Genomic DNA, 17,020 nt, shown 5'->3' on the forward strand with positions numbered 1-17,020 from the left:
CCTGAGGCTCAGGCGGCGAGCAGCGCCGCCTTGAAGTCCCGCGCGGCATCGGCCCCGCCAATTTCGGTCAGATGCTTGAGGAAGATCGCGGTGGTGTGCACCGGCTCGCGCGCCATGACGGCCATCAGCCGATCCATTGCCGGACGCCCGATCCGCCGTTCAAGGTCGACCAGCAGCACCGGACCCTTGGCATAGAGCTGAACGCGGTTCGGCCGGCCATGCCCCATCACCGGCCCCGCGGTCGCCGCGGCCTTACGCAACTCGACAAGCGCCTTCTCGGCTTCGGCAACGCCGAACGCCGCCTCGCGGTAGCGCTGCGCCATGTAGGAGGCGGTCGATTCAACCAGCCAGAAATCATCGGTCAGCGGGCTGGCGAGCATCCACCAGGCGTGCGAGATCTCGTGCGCGACATAGGCGGCCGGGTTGATCTCTGCGACGTCGGGCCCGCTGCGGCCGCCTTCCGACACGACGGTATAGGCCGTGCGGGCATAGCCCAGCGACTTGGGCCGCCACACCTGCGCGATCCGCACCTTGCGCGGCAGCGGCCCGAACATCGCCTCGAAATAGCGTGCCGCGCCCTCGGCATGCTTGACGTAGAAACCCGACAGCCGCGTATCGAGATCGCGGGCGTAGAATTCGACGCCATGGGCGTCGGCGCGCTTCAGGCCGCGCATCGCCACCATCGGCAGATCGATATCGACGAAGTTGCGACGGATGCGCGCACCGGTCGGGGTCCGCGTGACATCGCCCTGCGCGACCACGACGAGATCCGGCGCGAGGCCGTCGATCGTCGCATCGACCGTGAAGCGCGTCTGGATATCGGCGCCGACCGGAAACCACATATGATCGATGAACAGCTCATAGCCTTCGGGCCGCAGCGGCGGATTGCCGCTGTCGTTCGCCGTCACGATCGGGCCGGCGTAGCGGAAGCGCAGCTTGCGCGGCTGCGCGCTCGGCCGATCGAAGCTGAAGCTGTATTTGACGAGATCGGGCATCGGTGAGGCCGACGCCTCGCTCTTCATCGTCACGCCGCGCGGAAGCTGCATCGGCTCAAGCGTAAAGCGCTTCGAGAGCAGGAACGCCTTTTCCGGCAGCGCCTCGGTCAGTGTCACGGTGACGTCGGCGGTGAGTGCGCCGTCGGGAGCGAACTTCGCCTTCACGTCATAATGCGGTGCCTCGGCATGGGCCGCGCTCGCGAGCAGCAGCGCCGTCACGCTGATCAATGACCGCTTCATGTCCGGCGCCCTCCCCGCGCGATCCAGCCATCGACCTGTTCCTCCAGGATCGGCAGCGGCAGCGGCCCGTTACCCAAAATGGTGTCGTGGAAGCCGCGAATGTCGAATTTTGCGCCCAGCTTCGCCTTTGCCCGCTCGCGCAGTTCGAGGATCTTGCGCATCCCGACATAGTAGGAGCAGGCCTGACCCGGCAGCACGATATAGCGGTCGATCTCGCGCTGGTTGTCGTAGTGACTGCTCGGCATGTTCGCATCCATGTAGGCAACCGCGCGCTCGCGGCTCCAGCGTTTGGCGTGGATTCCGGTGTCGACCACCAGCCGGCACGCGCGCATCAGTTCAAGCGAGAGGCGCCCGAAATCGTCATAGGGATCGGCATACAGCCCCAGTTCCTTGGGCAGCCGCTCCGAATACAGCCCCCAGCCCTCGCTGAACGCCGTGGCGCTCGCGAAACGCCGGAACTTGGGCAACCCGGCCATGTCGTGCGCGACGCAGGTCTCGATGTGATGGCCCGGGATCGCCTCGTGATAGAGCGTCGCGGCGAGCTGCCATTTGGGCTGCGCCTTCATGTCGTAGAGATTGATGTAGAACACGCCCGGCCGAGATCCGTCCTGCGGCGGGTTCTGGTAGAAGGCCTTGGCCGCCGACTGCTCGCGCCATGCCTCGACCGGCCGCACCACCACCGGCGCCTTGGGGATGATCGTGAACATGTCGCCCTGCCGCCCGCGAATCTCGGCGAGCAGCCGCTCGGCATCGGCGACATAGGCGGCCTTGCCGGCATCGGTCTGCGGATAGAAGAAGCGCGGATCGGTGCGGACATGCTCGAAGAAGGCCTGCAGCGTGCCGGCGAAGCCGACCTTGCGCATGATCGCGCTCATTTCGCGATGGATGCGCGCGACCTGCTCCAGACCAAGATCATGGATCGCCTCTGCCGTGAGCGGCAGCGAGGTATAGGCCTCCAGCTGCTGGCGGTAATAGACGTCGCCCTGCGGCAGCTTCCACACCCCGTCGCGCGTATCCGCCCGCGCCTCGGCGCCGCGAAGATGCGCGATCAGCTTGCGATAGCCATTGGCGAACGGCCCACTGAGCCCCGCCTGCGCGCGGGCAACCAGCGGATCGGTATCGGCGATGCCTGCCTTGGCAAGCTTGGCGCGGAAATCGGCGAGGATCGGGCAGTCGGCCCCGCTGACATCGAACGGGTGGCCCTTGAGCATATTCTCGCTCGGCCCGATCACCAGCGGATAGACGAAGCGCGGCGGCAAGACCCCGGCCGCCTCCTGGCGCTCCAGCTCCGCGACCACCTGATCCATCAGCGGTCCGACGCGCTCGATCCGCGCGCAATAGGCTTCGGCATCGGCACGGTCGGCGATACTGTGCGTGTTGAGCAGAGTGATCGGAACGCGGGTATGCATCCCGCCCATCTGCGTCATCACATAATCGTTGCGGCGCAGCGCGAAGCGCTCGATCGCCTCGCGGCCATTATCCTCGAACATGCGGAGGCTGATCCGCGCCTGCAGCGACAGCTTCGTGCGATCGAACCCTGCCAGCGCCGCCAGATCCTGCTCAAGCAGCTTCTGGCTCTCGATCGCGTTCGCCTCGCTCACATCGTTCCACTTGTCCTGATCGCGCTTGATGCCGAGCTGCGACTGACGCACAGGGTTGCGATCGATCCCGCGCTGCCACACCGCCTCGAAAAAGGCGTCGAGCCGGGCGTCCTCGCCACCCGTCAACGCCCAGGCACGCGCCGGCAGCGCCGCCGCCGCGAAAGCGCCCATCAATCCGCGCCGCGTCACCCCTGCCCTCATGCCCCGCCTCCATTCGCGATCCATCGCGTCATCACTTCGTCGAGCAGCGCGAGCGGCAGCGGCCCGCTGCCGAGCAGCGCGTCGTTGAACCGTCGCGCGTCATAGCGGCGCCCCAGGCGCTTCTCGGCACGCTCGCGCAGTTCGACCATCTTGAGCTTGCCGATCTCATAGGCGGTCGCCTGCCCGGGCGTGACGATGTAGCGCTGCACCGCGGTCACATGATCGGCGCGGCTGCCCGGCGTGTTAGCGACGAGCCAGTCGATCGCGCGCTCGCGGCTCCAGCGCAGATGATGCAGCCCGGTATCGACGACCAACCGCCCGGCGCGCATCAGCTCCTGCGAGAGCTGGCCGAATTCCTGATAGGGATCGGTGTACAGCCCCATCGCATAGGGCAGTTGCTCGGCGTAGAGCGCCCAGCCCTCGCTATAGGCGGTATAACCGCCCTGACGGCGGAAAGCGGGCAGGTGCGTCAGCTCCTGGCTGATCGCGCGTTCGAGATGGTGTCCGGGAACCCCCTCGTGAAAGGCAAGCGCAGACAGCTCGTATTTGGGCAGGTTCCGCATCTCGACGGTGTTGACGTAGAGGATCCCCGGCCGCGACCCGTCGGGCGTAGGTGCGAAATAGCCCGCGGTCGCGGCCGAGCGTTCGAGCCAGGGCTCGACCGGCTTGACGATCATCCCGGCCTTGGGGACGCGCGTCATCACCTCTCCCAGCCGGGCCTCGACCGCCGCGATATGCCCGCGCATCGCGTCGAGATAGGCAGCCCTGCCCGCCGGGGTATTGGGATAGTAGAAGCGATCGTCCTTGCCGACGAACGCGAAGAAATCGGTGAGCGACCCGGTGAAGCCCGATTTGGCCATCACCGCGCGCATCGCCGCATGAAGCCGCGCCACTTCTTCCAGTCCGGTGCGATGCACCTCCTGAGGCGTGAGTGGCAGCGTCGTCTCGAGCTCGAGCGCAGCACGGTAATAGGCGTCGCCCTCGGGCAGGCTCCACACCCCGTCATTGCGCGTCATTCGCGCCTGCCCGCGTTCGAGCCAGGCGATCAGCGTCCGGAAACCGGGACCGAAACCATCGCGCATCGCCGCCTCGGCTTCCTCCACCAGCCGGGCGCGCTCGCCCTCGGCCATCGCCAGCTTGCCGACCTTCTCCCGGAAATCGGCGAGGATCGGGCTGTCGCCGGTGCCGCCGAACGGCGCGCCGCGGATCAGCGCCGCGCAATTGCCGATCACCAGCGGATAGGAAAAATTGGGCGGCAGCACGCCCGCCGCGGCCTGCGCGTCCAGTCCCGCAACGATCCCCTCCAGATAGGGCTTCACGCCGCGCAGCCGTGCGACATAGGCCTGCGCATCCGCCCGATCGGCGATCGGGTGGTTGTTGATCAGCGTCTGGGGAATGACGCGCTGAGGCCCGCGCATCTGGCACACCGGATAGCGATTGCCGCGCCAGCGATGTGCGGTCAGCGCCTGCCGCCCGGTATAGTCGAACAGCCGCACGCTGAGCTTCCGCTCGGGATCGAGGGCGCTCGTATCGAAACGGGAAAGCTCGGCCAGCTCGGCGCGCACGAGTCCGGCGTCCTCGACGGCACGTGCATCGCCGGGATCAGGCCAGCGATCCTGTCCGTCCTTGATGCCGAGGCCCGACTGGCTGAGCGGATTGCGGGCAATGCGCTTGCGGAACGACGCCTCGAAGAACGCATCGAGCCGCGCAGCCTCATCCGATGCTGCCGCGGCCGGCCATGCGGCAAGCGCTGCACCGCCGGCGAGCAGCGCCCGCCGGCCTATCGTCGGGCCGCTCATTCGCCGATCGGCAGGCCGCCGCGCGCCGCATCCGGATCGTCGCCGCGTTTGGCGACATGCTTGTCGAGAAAGTCGCGGATCGCGCGATAGGCGACGATCTGGTTGGCCTTCTTGCGGAAGCCATGCCCCTCGTCGGGGAAGGAGATATATTCGACCGGAACGCCGCGCGCCTTGACCTTGGCGACGATATCTTCGGATTCAACGGGCAGCACACGCGGATCGTTCGCGCCCTGAAGCACGAGCAGCGGCCGCTCGATCCGGTCAGCATGAAAGACCGGCGAGATCTTGGTCAGGTACGCCTCATCGGTCGCGGGATCGCCGACTTCGGTATAGAGCAGGCGGCGCAGATCCTCCCACCAGGCAGGCGTGTTCTTGAGCAGCCGCACCCAGTTCGACACGCCGTAGATATCGACGCCCGCCGCGAATTCCTTCGGGCGGAAGGCGAGCCCGGCAAGCGTCATGTAGCCGCCATAGCTCTGCCCCTCGATCGCGATCTTGTCGCCGTCGACGAAACCGGTCGCGACCAGCATCTTCTTCGCCGCGACGACATCGTCGAGATCGGCGTCACCGTGCTTCTTGTCGTCCATATGATAGAAGGTACGGCCCGAGCCCGAGCTGCCGCGATTGTTGATCTCGAACACGACGTAACCGCCGTTGGTCAGATACTGCATCAGCGGGCGGTAGCCGATCCGGCTCTCGTCACCGGGGCCGCCATGGACATGGATGACCGCCGGCCGCTTGTCGCCGGGTCTGGCGTCGTGCGGCACGTAGAGCACGCCCGGCACCTTGACCCCGTCATAGGAGGCGAAGCGGACCATCTTGCCGGGGACGAGGTCGCTCTGCGCGACGCCGGGCGCCTGCGCATTGAGTAGCGGACGGCGCTTGCCGGTCCTGAGGTCGAGGATCGCGATGTCGCCGGGCGTCGCGCCATTGGTCAGCGAGATCGCGGCGATGCCGCCGCGATTGCCGAGGCGCAGGCCGATGCTGGCGCCCGGCGCCGGATCGGCGAGCGGGATCGGCTTCAGTGTCGCCGCGTCGAACAGATAGGGCCGGCTGCGCGCGTCCTCATTCACCGTCGCGACGATCGTGCGGCCGTCGCGGCTGAGCGCGGCGCCCGCCACATCCCATTTGGGCGCGAAGATCGTCTCGCGCCGCCCGGTCGCAAGATCGACCCGGGCGAGCCTGGTGAACTCGCCGCCATCGTCGGTGGTGAAGTAGAGGGTCGCTCCGGTCTGCGCGAAGGTCTCGGGCTCGCCCGACACCGGGGTCGAGCCCGCGGTCACTTCCCGCAGCGCCCTTTCGGTGCGGTCATAGACATAGACGCGCTTGTTGGCGTTGTCGTGGATGCGGCTCATCGCGACATAGCGGCGATCGGCGCTGACCGCGCGGATCTGGTACGCCTTGTCATTCTCGAACAGCAGCGTCTTCACATAGCCGTCGGTGGTGATTTCGTAGAGGTCGAAGTAACGCGGGTCGCGCTCGTTGGTCTGAACGAAGAAGGATTTACCGTCCTTCGCCCATTCGACGAAACGCGCGACGTGCTTCGTCCCCGGGGTGGTGTCGCGTACGCTGCCGTCGAGTTCGCGGACATAGATGTGCGCGAGTTCGTTTCCGCCCTGATCGCTCGAATAGAGAATACGCCGGTCGTCGGGGAAATAGCCGATTGCGTTCACCGTCTCCTTGGTCGAATGGGTCAGCTGTTGCATCGGCCCGCCCGCGACCGGCACCGTGTAGAGATTGGCGATGCCGGTGCGGTTGCTGGTGGTCAGCAGCAGCTGGTCGTCGGGCGAGAAAGAGATGCCGCCGAACGTTTCCGCGGCCATCAGCTGTTCGATCGTATAGCGTTTGGTCTGCTGTGCTGCCGCCTCGGCGGACGGCAGTGCCAGCAACAGCGCCGTGGCGAACAGGCCGAAACTGGCCCGCATCAAAACGCCACCGCCGCGCGCGCCGTGAAGGTTCGGCCGATCGGATCGAATGCCCCGAACGCCCGCGTCACCGTCGCCGAATACGGCACTTGCCGGTCGAACAGGTTACGCACGGTGAACTGGAGCGAGAAATTCTCGGTCACCTTCGCGCTGAACGTCGTGTTGACCAGCGTGTAGGACGGATAGTCGTTGACCGGGGTATTCTCGTAGGTGAGCGTCCGGCTGCCGACGGTCTTGCTGGTCCAGAGCAGCTGAACGTCCCAATCGAACGGATCGAAGCTGTAACCGATGCGGCCGTTGACGTCCCAGCGCGGCGAGCCGACCGTGCCTTGCGACTGAAGCACCGGCGAACCGCCCGACGTCTGGGTACGGAAATAGTCGATATAGAAGGCCTTGAAGCCCAACCGCAGCTGGCCCGGCTCGGTGCCGGCGATGTTGGGCACGGCGAAGGCGTAGTTGATCTCGCCGATGATCCCGGCGAAGTCGAGCAGCGCGCTGTTGTAATAGCTTTCCTGATAGCCGTCGGCGATGTCGCCGGCGATGCGCTGCCGCCCCGTCGCCGCGCTCTGGGCCGCCGCCTCCGCCACGTTCAGGCGGCGGAAGGCCTGGCAGGCGCTCTCGTTCGGATAATTGGGGCTGTCGTAACAGGCCGCCTGCGCAGTGCCGAGGTCGAAGCGCGAGATCGCATTGGCCAGCCGGATGCGGCTATAGTCGAGCGATAGCCGCAGGTTGCGGATCGACGGCGGCTGATAGACCAGCCCCAGCGACCAGGACCGCGCCTTCTCGTTCTCCAGCTCGCGGTTGCCGCCGACCTGGCCAAAGGGCGACGCGCCGTTGGTGGTCGCGAGGAAGGCGCCCGGCGCCGGACCGCCGACCGCGGCGAGTGCCGCGGTGCAGTTGGCGAGACGGACCGCCGGGTTGGGACCGGCATTGACCCGGCTGGCGGCACACACGTCGTTGCCCGCGCGCGCGACCGGTGTGGTGTTGAGAAACAACTCGACCAGCGAGGGGTTGCGGATCGCGCGGGTATAGACGCCGCGCAGCGTCAGCCCGTCAAGGAACCGCGTCTGCATCCGCGCACCGCCCGACCAGGTGATGTCCCCGCCCGAGACCGAATGGTCGACATAGCGGATCGAACCCTCTGCCTGGAGCGACTTGACCAGCGGCACATTCATCGCGTCGCTGATGAGCGGGACGACCGCTTCGCCATAGAGTTCGTCGGTGTTGAAGCTGCCCCTGGGCGCGTCCGGGAAGGCGACGGCGCCGCCCAGTAGCGTCAGGCCGCCATTGAGGATCGCGTCGCCTTCGAACGACCCGGACTCGCGGCGATGCTCATAACCGATGCCGATCGAGATCGGCCCGCCGATACCGAACGGCAGCGCGCCGCCCATGTTCGCGGAGAACACCTCCATCGAATTCTCGCTGATCCCCACGCCTCGATCGAGCACATAGTTGACCGCCGCGTCGCTCGCCGCACCCTCGCCGAAGATGTTGATCGGCACGCAGCTGCCCCCGACCGCGCAGGTCGTAGTGCTGGTCGCATTGATCGCGTTCTGCAGCCGGGTGAGGTTGATCTGGTTGAATTCGGAGCGGTTGCGGCTGTGCCCGTAATTGTACGAGGCGTCCCAGTTCCAGTCCGCGCCGCCGAGCTTGAAGTCGCCCTTCAGCCCCGCGACGATGCGATAGACGTCGAACTCCGACCGGGCCGGGAAACGGTCGACGATGTCGTTGAAGTTGCGGTTGAGCCGGAACGAGGTGGTGATGCCGTTCGCCGCAAGGATCGCACGCGCCTGCGGTGTCAGGAACGGGTTGTTGACGCTGACCGTAATCGCCGGACCGCCGAGGATGCCGGGCGCGGCGAACTGGAACAGGTCGGACAGCTTGGTGCCGCTGGTATGGGCGTAGGAGCCCTCGACGAAGAAGTTGATGCCGTCGGTGACGTCGTAATTGGCGTTGAGGTTGAACAGGTACCGCTCGTTGGGCGACAACAGGCTGGTGTATTTCGCCGGGTTCAGCCCGTCCCCGCCATCGGTGAAGATCGGGATGGTCCCGGCGGACGAACCGAAGAACGGCGCCCCCAGCTTGAAGGGGACGAGATCGCCATTGGTCCCGAACTGAAGCGGCCTGCCTGCCGAATCGACGATATAGGTTCCAGGCATCGGCACGCCCGCGGTGTATGGCAGCCCGCCATCGGTCAGCGGTGCGTAGCGCAGATCGTCGACCACCATCAGCGCGGAGATGCCGTCGCTGGGATTGGTGTTGCCCGACGAGGTCAGGAAGCGAAACGGGAAGCGCTCGGTGAGCAGCATGCCGTCCTGCCGGACATATTCGGCGCCGAGCACGACATTACCCCGTCCGCTCGCGAAATTCTTGCCGATCAACGCACGCACCATCTGGTTGCCGGCGTCGCCACGGTCGCTGATGCTCGCCTGGCCGGTGAGCTGGAACCCTTCGTACTTCTCCTTGAGGATGACGTTGACCGTGCCCGCAATCGCATCCGAACCATAGACCGGCGCGCCGCCGATCGCGACCGTCTCGACCCGCTCCACCAGCCCCACGGGGATGAGGTTGAGGTCGACCTGCGATCCCGGCGCGGTCGATCCGCCCGATCCCGACACGGTGTTCGACGAGACGAAGCGCCGCCCGTTGACCAGGCTCAGCGTGCGCTGCGATCCCAGCCCGAAGAAATTGGCGAAGCTCTGCGCGATGCCGAGATTGCCCTGGCTGGTCCCGATCTGGCTCGACGCCGCGGGTGCGAAGCCGGGCGTGTCCTGCAACGCCTCAAGCACGTTGGTGTAGCTGCGCCGCTCGATCTCCTCTGAATCGGTCGAGGTCGCCGCCTGCAGCGTGTCGAAACCCGGCCGGAGGATACGCGAGCCGGTGACGACGACGTCCTCGCTCGCGGCGGGGACCGGCGCTTCCTGATCCGCCTGCGCCACAGGTGCCGCCGCAGCACGGCGGATCATCACCGCGCCGCCCGCGGTCTGCACGACCTCGAGCCCGGTCCCGGCGAACATCCGCCGCAGCGCCTCGACCGCGCTGAAATTGCCCTTGATCGCGTTGGTGCGCACGCCCGCCAGATCCGCCGCCGGGGCGATCACCTGAAGACCGGATTGCTGCGCGACGGCCTGCACCGCATCCCCCGCATCGCCCGCGGGAACCGAATATTGCCGCGCCGTCTGTGCCCAGGCGGGTGCCGCCACGACGCTGGCACCAAGGCTGGCAATCGCCGCCCCGGCCAGAAACATAGCCCGTGCCCCGTTCCGTACTTGCTGCTGCTTGCGCATTGGCTGTCTCCCCCTGGTTCGCCGGTTATCCGGCCTCATGGGGAAGAGAGGGACGGATGTGCGAAATCCCCCACTCGGGATGTGCTTCCGTCCGCGCAGCCCCTGATCGGACGCTAGTGCGAGGGAGAATTTTGCTTGCGTGCGAGGACGAAGGCGTCAGGGGTCTCGCTTACCTCGCCGTTGAAGGCCGCCGCCGCGGCGTCGGCAAAGGCACGCGAATCGCCTACGCGGAATACCCCCATGAACTCGGCCCGCCCGAGCGAGGAATCGTTGATCACCACCGGCTTGGCGGCATGCCGGTTGACCTCAGCCGCGGCGGTCGCGAGCATCTGGCCGCGGAAGATGAGCTGGCCGCTGCGCCAGGCAAGCTGCCGCTGCACCTCGCGCGGATCGAGCCGCGCGCGGCGCGGACCGATCGTCGCGGCAACGAACTGTTCATCACGGTCCAGCACGAGCTGGCGCGCCGCCCCGCGTTCGGCGTCGGTCACCTTCACGCGTCCTTCGGCGACCGTCACCGCAATATCGCCGTCCGCTGCCTTGCCGACCGTGAAGTCGGTACCAACCGCACGCGCGGAGACATTCCCCGCCTCGACCACGAATGGCCGTGCGGCATCATGCGCGACCTTGAACGATGCTTCACCGCGGCGCAGCACGATGCGGCGCTGGCCATCGGAAAAGCGCACCTGAAGCAACGTGTCGCCGTTCAGGAACATCGTCGATCCGTCGTCGAGCGCGACGCGGCGCACCTCGCCGCGCGCGGTCTCGATCCGGCCGGGCAGCCGGTCCTCGGCGACGAAGCCGAGCCCGACCGCAAGCAGCACAGATGCAGCGATCGCCATCTTGCGCCACGGCAGCGGTTTGGTGACGCGCACCGGCTCGTTCGCCGTGCCGGTATCCAGCGCGACCAGCCGGTCGACATCGAGCCACGCCGCCTGCGCCTTCACCCATGCCCCGAGGTTCCGCGTGTCACTCGCCAGCCACGCGTCGAGCGCCTGCTGGTCTTCAGCGGTCAGCGGACCTTCGGAAGAACGGATGACCCAGGCGGCGGCGCGCGACTCGGCGTTATCCGAATCCCCAGAACCTACGCTTGCCACGCTCGTCATCCTCCGCGCCCATCCGTGGCGCCTTCATCGCTTCCATCAACAGCCGCAGCGCCTTCGCCAGGTGCTTCTCGACCGTGCTTTCCGAGATGCCCATACGCTCGGCGATCTCACGTTGCGACAACTCCTCGAATTTCTTGAGCTGGAACGCCTGCCGGCATTTGGGAGGCAAGGTTGCGATCGCGGCGTGCAGCCGCGCCAGCTCCTGCTCGCCACTCAGCCGGCGAAACGCGCCGATCTCTTCATCGACGATGTTCAGCGAGTCGAAATCCGCCATCAGTTCGATCGACACGATCCGCGACCGGCGAAGATGCTCGCCGACGATATGGCGCGCGGTGACGAACAGATAAGCGCGCCCACTCACGATCCGATCGATATCGACCGTCCAGATGCGAGCATAGGCCTCCTGCACCACCTCATCGAGTTCACACGAGATGAGGCCGCGGATACGTCCCGCAAGCCAGTGCCGAACGTCGCCCTCGTGCGGAAGCACTTCGCGCGCGAACCAGAGAAGGCGGGCCTGATGGTCCATCCCGGCAGAGCATCAGCAAACCGCGCAGCCGTCAAGGAAAAATCGTCAAAAACACCAAATAATATTGAAGTAATATACTGACAAATCACGAGAATACCGCACGGACATCGAAGCATCCGCAACGCACAATCTTTGCATCAACCAAGAAGCATCTACTACGTGATACGCTTCACTACCTTACCATCCTCGCCCAGGAACTCGATCACCGGCAATCCGTCACTGCCCACTTTCATGACCAGCCGCGGCCGTCCTTCCTTGTCGGCAAGCCGGACGATCGCGTCCTCCAATTGCTTGCCGGCAAAGAAGCGCTCGGCGCCAACGCCGCCATTGGCCTTGGCATGCGCCATCATCTCCTCGCGGATCCTCGCCTTGCCCGCCTCGGTCGGCTCGCGCGCGGCGCGGTCGCTCATCTCCATCAGCGGCTGGATCGACGCATCGGGGCGATCCCAGACGCGGACCCCGGCCACGCGCCTGCGGTCGTTCTCTGAATAGACCATCCCGACAGTCTGATCCTGCTTGTACTGATCGAACAGGATCGAGGCGCTCGCCGAATTCTTGCCGTCGACGGTGCGGTTGCCGAAGCCCATGCCGCCAACCTCGTCGCCATTGTCATTGAAGAACAGCATCCCGCCCTGATCGCGGCTGTGATGCTTATACTCCTTGCCATCCATGAACAGGCCCGGGAAGCGCGCCTTGTTGGCGAGCACCAGCCGGTATTTCCCGTTCGGTTCGACGATGTTGACCCGGCCGACATTGATCTCGTCAAAGGTCGCGACGCGCGACTTCTCCGCCGGGGTCGAGGTGGCGACCGCCCAGCCGCCGGGCAGCAATGAGCCGATGCCGAGCGCGGTGCCAAGCGCCAGCGCCATTCTCCAGGAGGGTGCCGTCATCGTTCGCTCTCCTCAATAGTTCCAGTCGGCGACGGGCGCGCCGGCGGGGGCGTTCTTGCGCACATGCGCGCCCATCTCCTTGATCACCCCGGTCCAGTCGGTGTGGTGCCAGTTATGCCCCTTCTTGGGCCGGCCATATTCGAAGCGGATCGGATAGTTCGCGCCGCCGACCTCGCGCACCATCTCCTCGAACTTGTAGACGCCCAAGTTGAGGAAGAATTCGTCCTGCTCGCCGGCGAAGAAGTTGAGCTTGCCCGACAGTTTCGGCGCGAGCTTCGCCCAGTTGGTCTTCGCGTAATGGGTCAAGTCGAAGCCGTTGGTGCGGTAATATTCGGCGACCTCGCGGTCGATGACGCCGGTCAGCGGGTCGAACAGCGCGCGCGGATAGCCATCCTTGTCAGTCGGGCCATAGGTCGATTGCCAGATCGCGAGCTGATAGAAGCCGCGCCCGCGATCGCCCAGCATCAGCTCCAGCTTGGACAGGTCGCGCATCGACAGGCCGGGCAGCCCCTCGCGTGTCCGGCGGAATGGGCGCTCGGCAACCTGCCACTCGCTGACGCGATATTCGAACATGTTCGGCTCGCGATAGATGTCGGCCACGCCCCAGCGGGTGAAGTCGATCGGATCGGGATTGAAGATCCATGCCCCGCCGAACATGTCGGGATAGTGGAGCTGAAGCGCGAGCGTCTCCCACCCCCCCGTCGATGCGCCCTCGACGATCCGGCCATAGGGCTGGTCGATCAACCGGAACTTCTTCTCCAGATAGGGCATCAGCTCCTTGGTGATCGCGTCGCCCCACGGGCCGTTATTGGCCGAGTTGAGGACATAGGATTCGAAGAAATAGGGGCTGTACTGCTCCAGCGTGATTGCGACGAAGCGCGGCATCCCCTCACCGTCCCAATCCTTGTAGAACTGGTATCCGGTCTCCAGCGCGCCGTCGGCAGCGCGCTCACGCGCTCGCGGCGTATCGGTCGACTCATCGGTGGTGAAGCCAAACGGGATGTCGCCATGGCTCAACGCATAGACCGCCGGGTAGCGTGCGTTCGGATGCTCGTCGAAGCCCTTGGGCAGCAGCACCGTCGCGCCGATGGTCATCGGGATGCCCCAGAAGTCCGACAGCACCTTGCTCTTGATGCGCACATGCTTGAGCCAGGGCGTCTCGACAGGGGCCGCCGGCGGCGGAATCGTTTCGGTCAGCGCCAGCGCGATCGGCGCGCTCGCCACCGGCGAGATGCGGACCTTGGCGACCTTGCTGAAGAGATTGCCGCCACTGAGATAGGCGGGCGCGCGGGCCTGGTTGGGTGCAGGCACCCATAAAGTATGACCGTCCGATCGTTTTGTCTGGACATAACGGATCAGCACCGCCTGGACGTTGTACTCGCCGGGCGGGAGACTCTTGAGATCGATCGGGTAGCCGACCGAATCCTGCCCGACGGTGACGCTGGCCCCCGGCTTCAGCGCATCGACATTGACCGCGAAGGATGGCGGGCCAAGCATTCCGATCGCGTTGCGCGGCTCGGCGACATCGGTGCCGGCGGCAACCACGATCAGCCGCCCGGTCACCGGACCGCCGGCATCGGCGGGAAGCTGGACCGAGAAATTGAGCTGCGCCGCGGCGGGAAGCGCCAGCGTGACCGTGATCAGCATGACGATCAAACGCCATGCCCTGCCGATTGACGAACCCAGTCCGATCACGTGCATCCCCCTCGCAAAACTATCCCTTCAAAGGGAGGATGGATGCGGCAGCGGTTTCCGCTAGTCGGTCAGCCGGTTTTTCGCATCACGATCCGCCCGCGCTGCATCACCAGCATCGGTTTCTGCGTCGCAGCGATATCCGCAACCGGATTTCCCGCGACCGCGACGATGTCGGCATCCTTGCCGGTCTCGATCGTTCCGACCCGATCGGCGATGCCGAGCAGCCGCGCCGCTTCGCGTGTGCCGGCGATCAGCGCCGTGGCCGGACGCATGCCGTAACGGGTGAGCAGCACCATCTCGATCGCGTTCTTGCCATGGCCCTTGTCGACCACGCTCATGTCGGTGCCGGCCGCGATCGGCACACCGATGCGGATCGCCATGCGCAGCATGTCGTGATGCGCCTTCGATGCGGTGATCGCCTTTTCGGCGATGTTGGGCGGATAGTTGCCCGAATGGCTCTCGACCCAGTCGATCGCGGTACAGGTCGGCACCAGGAACACGCCCTTGGCCTTCATCAGCTTGAGCGTCGCTTCGCTGAGGAAGCTGCCATGCTCGATCGAATCCACGCCCGCCTCGATCGCGATCCGCGCGACGGTATCGCCATGCGCGTGCGCAGCGACCTTGCGGCCCCAATTATGCGCTTCCTCGACGGCGGCCGTGATCTCCTCGCGCGTCAGCTGCGGCACGTCCACCGGGTCCCAGGACAGGACCCCGCCGGAGACGCAGATCTTGATCGCGTCGGCGCCGTTGTTCATCTGGTGGCGAACCGCCTCACGGCATTCGGCACCGCCCGAACAGACGCCGTCGATCGCAGTCTTGGGTGCGACACGTTCAGCGGGAAATGGCGGCTGGTCGCAGCTTCCGCCGCGCGCGGTGATCGGGTTGCCTGCGGCCAGGATGCGCGGACCGGGTATGAGACCAGCGTTGATCGCGTTGCGCAGCCCGATGTCGATGAAATAGCGCGCGCCGACATGGCGCACGGTGGTGAAGCCGGCCTCCAGCGTCGCCCGGGCATTGGCCCCGGCGTAGAAGGCCTGCTCGCTCTGCGTGCGCATCATCTGCTTGAAGACGTGACGATAGTAATCGGCATCGGATTCGAGCGTCAGGTGCGAATGCGCGTCGATGAAGCCGGGCAGCAAAGTCGCATCGCCCAGGTCGATCACCTGCGTTCCCGGCGGGATATCGGCGGAAGCACCGACCCCGGCGATCCGGCCGTCGCGGACCAGCACCACTGCGTCGTCGCGCATCCGCTCGCTGGTCGCATCGAACAGCCGCGCCGCCTTGAGCGCGATCAGCCCCTCCCCCGCCGGCGGCACGCCGCGTTGCGGTGCCGCCGAGCAGAGCATCACCCCGGCAAGCGCCGCTGCCACCACTTTCCCGATGCGAGTCATCCCCATGCCTGCCCTCCTCCTGCCCGGAACGACGCCCGGCGCGCGCATTTCCGCCAGTCGGACTGGCGGATCGGTGCGGCTTACCCGTCGTAGCTGGAAGGGCCTGCGACAATCCAGAGGGCAAGGAAGACACAGATGGCGAAGATGCGGATCGAAGGTTCGTTCGTGGCGACGGTGACCCCGTTCGATTCAAGCGGGGGCATCGACTTCGGCGCCTTCCGTACGCTGATCCGGCATCTGGGCGACCATGGCACCCGCGCGGTGCTGTTCATGGGATCGACCGGCGAGCCGACCCTGCTGACTCCTGAGGAGAAGAAGCGCCTGATCGTCGAAACGGTGAAGCTACGCCCCGCCGACATGCTATTCTTCTACGGCTGCAGCGGCGCCACCACCGATCAGGTGATCGACAATGTCCGCTTCGCCGCGGCGAGCGGCGCCGATGGGGCGATCATCGCCCCGCCACCCTATATCTGCGCGCCGGAGAGCGACATCGTCGACTTTTATATGGAGATCGCCGACGCGACCGACCTGCCGCTCGGCATCTACAATAACCCGCCGCGCGTGAAGACCGACCTCGACTGGACGCAGCTGCTCAAGCTGTTCGCGCACCCGAACATTGTCGTTCACAAGGAATCGACCGCGCGCGTGGGCCAGGTCGGCCGGATCCTTGCCGCGCGCCCGGACATATCAGTGATGTGCTGCGACTCCCCCAATCTGGGGCTGGTCGTGCCCACGATGGCGCTGGGCGGACACGGCACCGCCAACATGACCGGCAACCTCGCCCCGGCGGAGATGGCGACGCTGTCGACGCCCTGGCGCAACCACGGCGACTCCGCGCGTTTCCGCGAGCAATATCTGGCGCTGCTGCCGCTGATGCACTTCAACTATTCGGCGATCAATCCGGTTGCGGTGAAGTCGCTGATGCGCGCATGCGGGCTCCCGGTGGGCAGCCTGCGCAAGCCGCTTCGTGGGCTCGATCCCGCGACGCTTTCGGCGGGCATTCGCGCGATCAGCGAACTCGAGCTCGACAAGCATTATGGCTACGATGTCCGCGACCGCCCGGTCTGAGCGGGATCATGGTCGCGTTCGCCTGACCATCGAAGCCGATCGCTGTGCCGAAATGTTGCCGCGCGTGCTCGGCATCTTTTCCCAGCAATCGCTGATACCGGCGGCGATGTCATTGCACGGACTTGGCGCAGGTCTCTCGCTCACGATCATCTTCGACGACCCTGAAGAGCGCCTGGCCGATCTGCTGGTCAGCCGCATCCAGCGCGTTATTTCGATACGGTCGATCATAGTGATGCGAATCGAACCAGCGACTTCACCCTCAAGCCGGACGCCGGGCCCGAGCCGCGATTTTTGAA

The 17,020-nt window shown here is 65.9% G+C and carries 12 protein-coding genes; 2 read left to right on the forward strand and 10 right to left on the reverse strand.

Features of this window, described 5'->3' with window-relative positions; genetic code table 11:
- Window positions 1-8: 8 nt before the first annotated feature.
- The 10 genes from AC07TU_RS18340 to AC07TU_RS18385 form a co-directional block, all read right to left on the reverse strand.
- Window positions 9-1,235 carry a M1 aminopeptidase family protein gene (locus AC07TU_RS18340; protein ID WP_495189372.1) on the reverse strand — a complete coding sequence of 409 codons (1,227 nt, stop codon included), beginning with the start codon at window positions 1,233-1,235 and terminating at the stop codon, window positions 9-11.
- Window positions 1,232-3,037 carry a DUF885 domain-containing protein gene (locus AC07TU_RS18345; protein WP_495189373.1) on the reverse strand — a complete coding sequence of 602 codons (1,806 nt, stop codon included), beginning with the start codon at window positions 3,035-3,037 and terminating at the stop codon, window positions 1,232-1,234. The genes AC07TU_RS18340 and AC07TU_RS18345 overlap by 4 nt, the downstream gene beginning before the upstream one ends.
- A complete protein-coding gene (locus tag AC07TU_RS18350) occupies window positions 3,034-4,836 on the reverse strand; it encodes a DUF885 domain-containing protein (RefSeq protein WP_495189374.1) in 1,803 nt (600 codons plus the stop codon). The genes AC07TU_RS18345 and AC07TU_RS18350 overlap by 4 nt, the downstream gene beginning before the upstream one ends.
- Window positions 4,833-6,761: an alpha/beta hydrolase family protein gene (locus tag AC07TU_RS18355; protein ID WP_495189375.1), complete on the reverse strand. Its 1,929-nt coding sequence runs from the start codon at window positions 6,759-6,761 to the stop codon at window positions 4,833-4,835. Before AC07TU_RS18355 ends, AC07TU_RS18350 begins: the two co-directional genes overlap by 4 nt.
- Window positions 6,761-10,009: a TonB-dependent receptor domain-containing protein gene (locus AC07TU_RS18360; RefSeq protein ID WP_495189376.1), complete on the reverse strand. Its 3,249-nt coding sequence runs from the start codon at window positions 10,007-10,009 to the stop codon at window positions 6,761-6,763. The genes AC07TU_RS18355 and AC07TU_RS18360 overlap by 1 nt, the downstream gene beginning before the upstream one ends.
- 152 nt (window positions 10,010-10,161) lie before the next feature.
- Window positions 10,162-11,142 carry a FecR family protein gene (locus AC07TU_RS18365; RefSeq protein ID WP_495189377.1) on the reverse strand — a complete coding sequence of 327 codons (981 nt, stop codon included), beginning with the start codon at window positions 11,140-11,142 and terminating at the stop codon, window positions 10,162-10,164.
- Window positions 11,111-11,680 (reverse strand): RNA polymerase sigma factor, encoded by a 570-nt coding sequence (locus tag AC07TU_RS18370; RefSeq protein ID WP_495189378.1) that lies wholly within the window; start codon window positions 11,678-11,680, stop codon window positions 11,111-11,113. Before AC07TU_RS18370 ends, AC07TU_RS18365 begins: the two co-directional genes overlap by 32 nt.
- Before the next feature lie 155 nt (window positions 11,681-11,835).
- Window positions 11,836-12,570 (reverse strand): hypothetical protein, encoded by a 735-nt coding sequence (locus AC07TU_RS18375; RefSeq protein WP_495189379.1) that lies wholly within the window; start codon window positions 12,568-12,570, stop codon window positions 11,836-11,838.
- Window positions 12,571-12,582: 12 nt separating this feature from the next.
- Window positions 12,583-14,265 carry an alpha/beta hydrolase-fold protein gene (locus AC07TU_RS18380; RefSeq protein ID WP_495189380.1) on the reverse strand — a complete coding sequence of 561 codons (1,683 nt, stop codon included), beginning with the start codon at window positions 14,263-14,265 and terminating at the stop codon, window positions 12,583-12,585.
- 68 nt (window positions 14,266-14,333) lie between these two features.
- Window positions 14,334-15,662 (reverse strand): metal-dependent hydrolase family protein, encoded by a 1,329-nt coding sequence (locus tag AC07TU_RS18385; protein WP_495189381.1) that lies wholly within the window; start codon window positions 15,660-15,662, stop codon window positions 14,334-14,336.
- 129 nt (window positions 15,663-15,791) lie between these two features.
- Here AC07TU_RS18385 and AC07TU_RS18390 point away from each other — a divergent pair, with 129 nt between their 5' ends.
- Both AC07TU_RS18390 and AC07TU_RS18395 read left to right on the forward strand, forming a co-directional pair.
- Entirely contained in the window at window positions 15,792-16,724 is a 933-nt protein-coding gene (locus AC07TU_RS18390; RefSeq protein WP_495189382.1) for a dihydrodipicolinate synthase family protein, read from the forward strand.
- Window positions 16,702-17,019, forward strand: a complete 318-nt coding sequence (locus tag AC07TU_RS18395) for an ACT-like domain-containing protein (protein ID WP_495189383.1) — start codon at window positions 16,702-16,704, stop codon at window positions 17,017-17,019. Before AC07TU_RS18390 ends, AC07TU_RS18395 begins: the two co-directional genes overlap by 23 nt.
- The last annotated feature ends 1 nt before the right edge of the window (window position 17,020 follow it).

The organism is Sphingomonas sp. GW821-FHT03E12 (assembly GCF_059420685.1).

Coding starts and splice junctions, on each gene's coding strand:
- AC07TU_RS18340 (WP_495189372.1), bottom strand. CDS start 1,235: ATGAAGCGGTCATTGATCAGCGTGACGGCGCTGCTGCTCGCGAGCGCG.
- AC07TU_RS18345 (WP_495189373.1), bottom strand. CDS start 3,037: ATGAGGGCAGGGGTGACGCGGCGCGGATTGATGGGCGCTTTCGCGGCG.
- AC07TU_RS18350 (WP_495189374.1), bottom strand. CDS start 4,836: ATGAGCGGCCCGACGATAGGCCGGCGGGCGCTGCTCGCCGGCGGTGCA.
- AC07TU_RS18355 (WP_495189375.1), bottom strand. CDS start 6,761: ATGCGGGCCAGTTTCGGCCTGTTCGCCACGGCGCTGTTGCTGGCACTG.
- AC07TU_RS18360 (WP_495189376.1), bottom strand. CDS start 10,009: ATGTTTCTGGCCGGGGCGGCGATTGCCAGCCTTGGTGCCAGCGTCGTG.
- AC07TU_RS18370 (WP_495189378.1), bottom strand. CDS start 11,680: ATGGACCATCAGGCCCGCCTTCTCTGGTTCGCGCGCGAAGTGCTTCCG.
- AC07TU_RS18375 (WP_495189379.1), bottom strand. CDS start 12,570: ATGACGGCACCCTCCTGGAGAATGGCGCTGGCGCTTGGCACCGCGCTC.
- AC07TU_RS18385 (WP_495189381.1), bottom strand. CDS start 15,662: ATGGGGATGACTCGCATCGGGAAAGTGGTGGCAGCGGCGCTTGCCGGG.
- AC07TU_RS18390 (WP_495189382.1), top strand. CDS start 15,792: ATGGCGAAGATGCGGATCGAAGGTTCGTTCGTGGCGACGGTGACCCCG.
- AC07TU_RS18395 (WP_495189383.1), top strand. CDS start 16,702: ATGTCCGCGACCGCCCGGTCTGAGCGGGATCATGGTCGCGTTCGCCTG.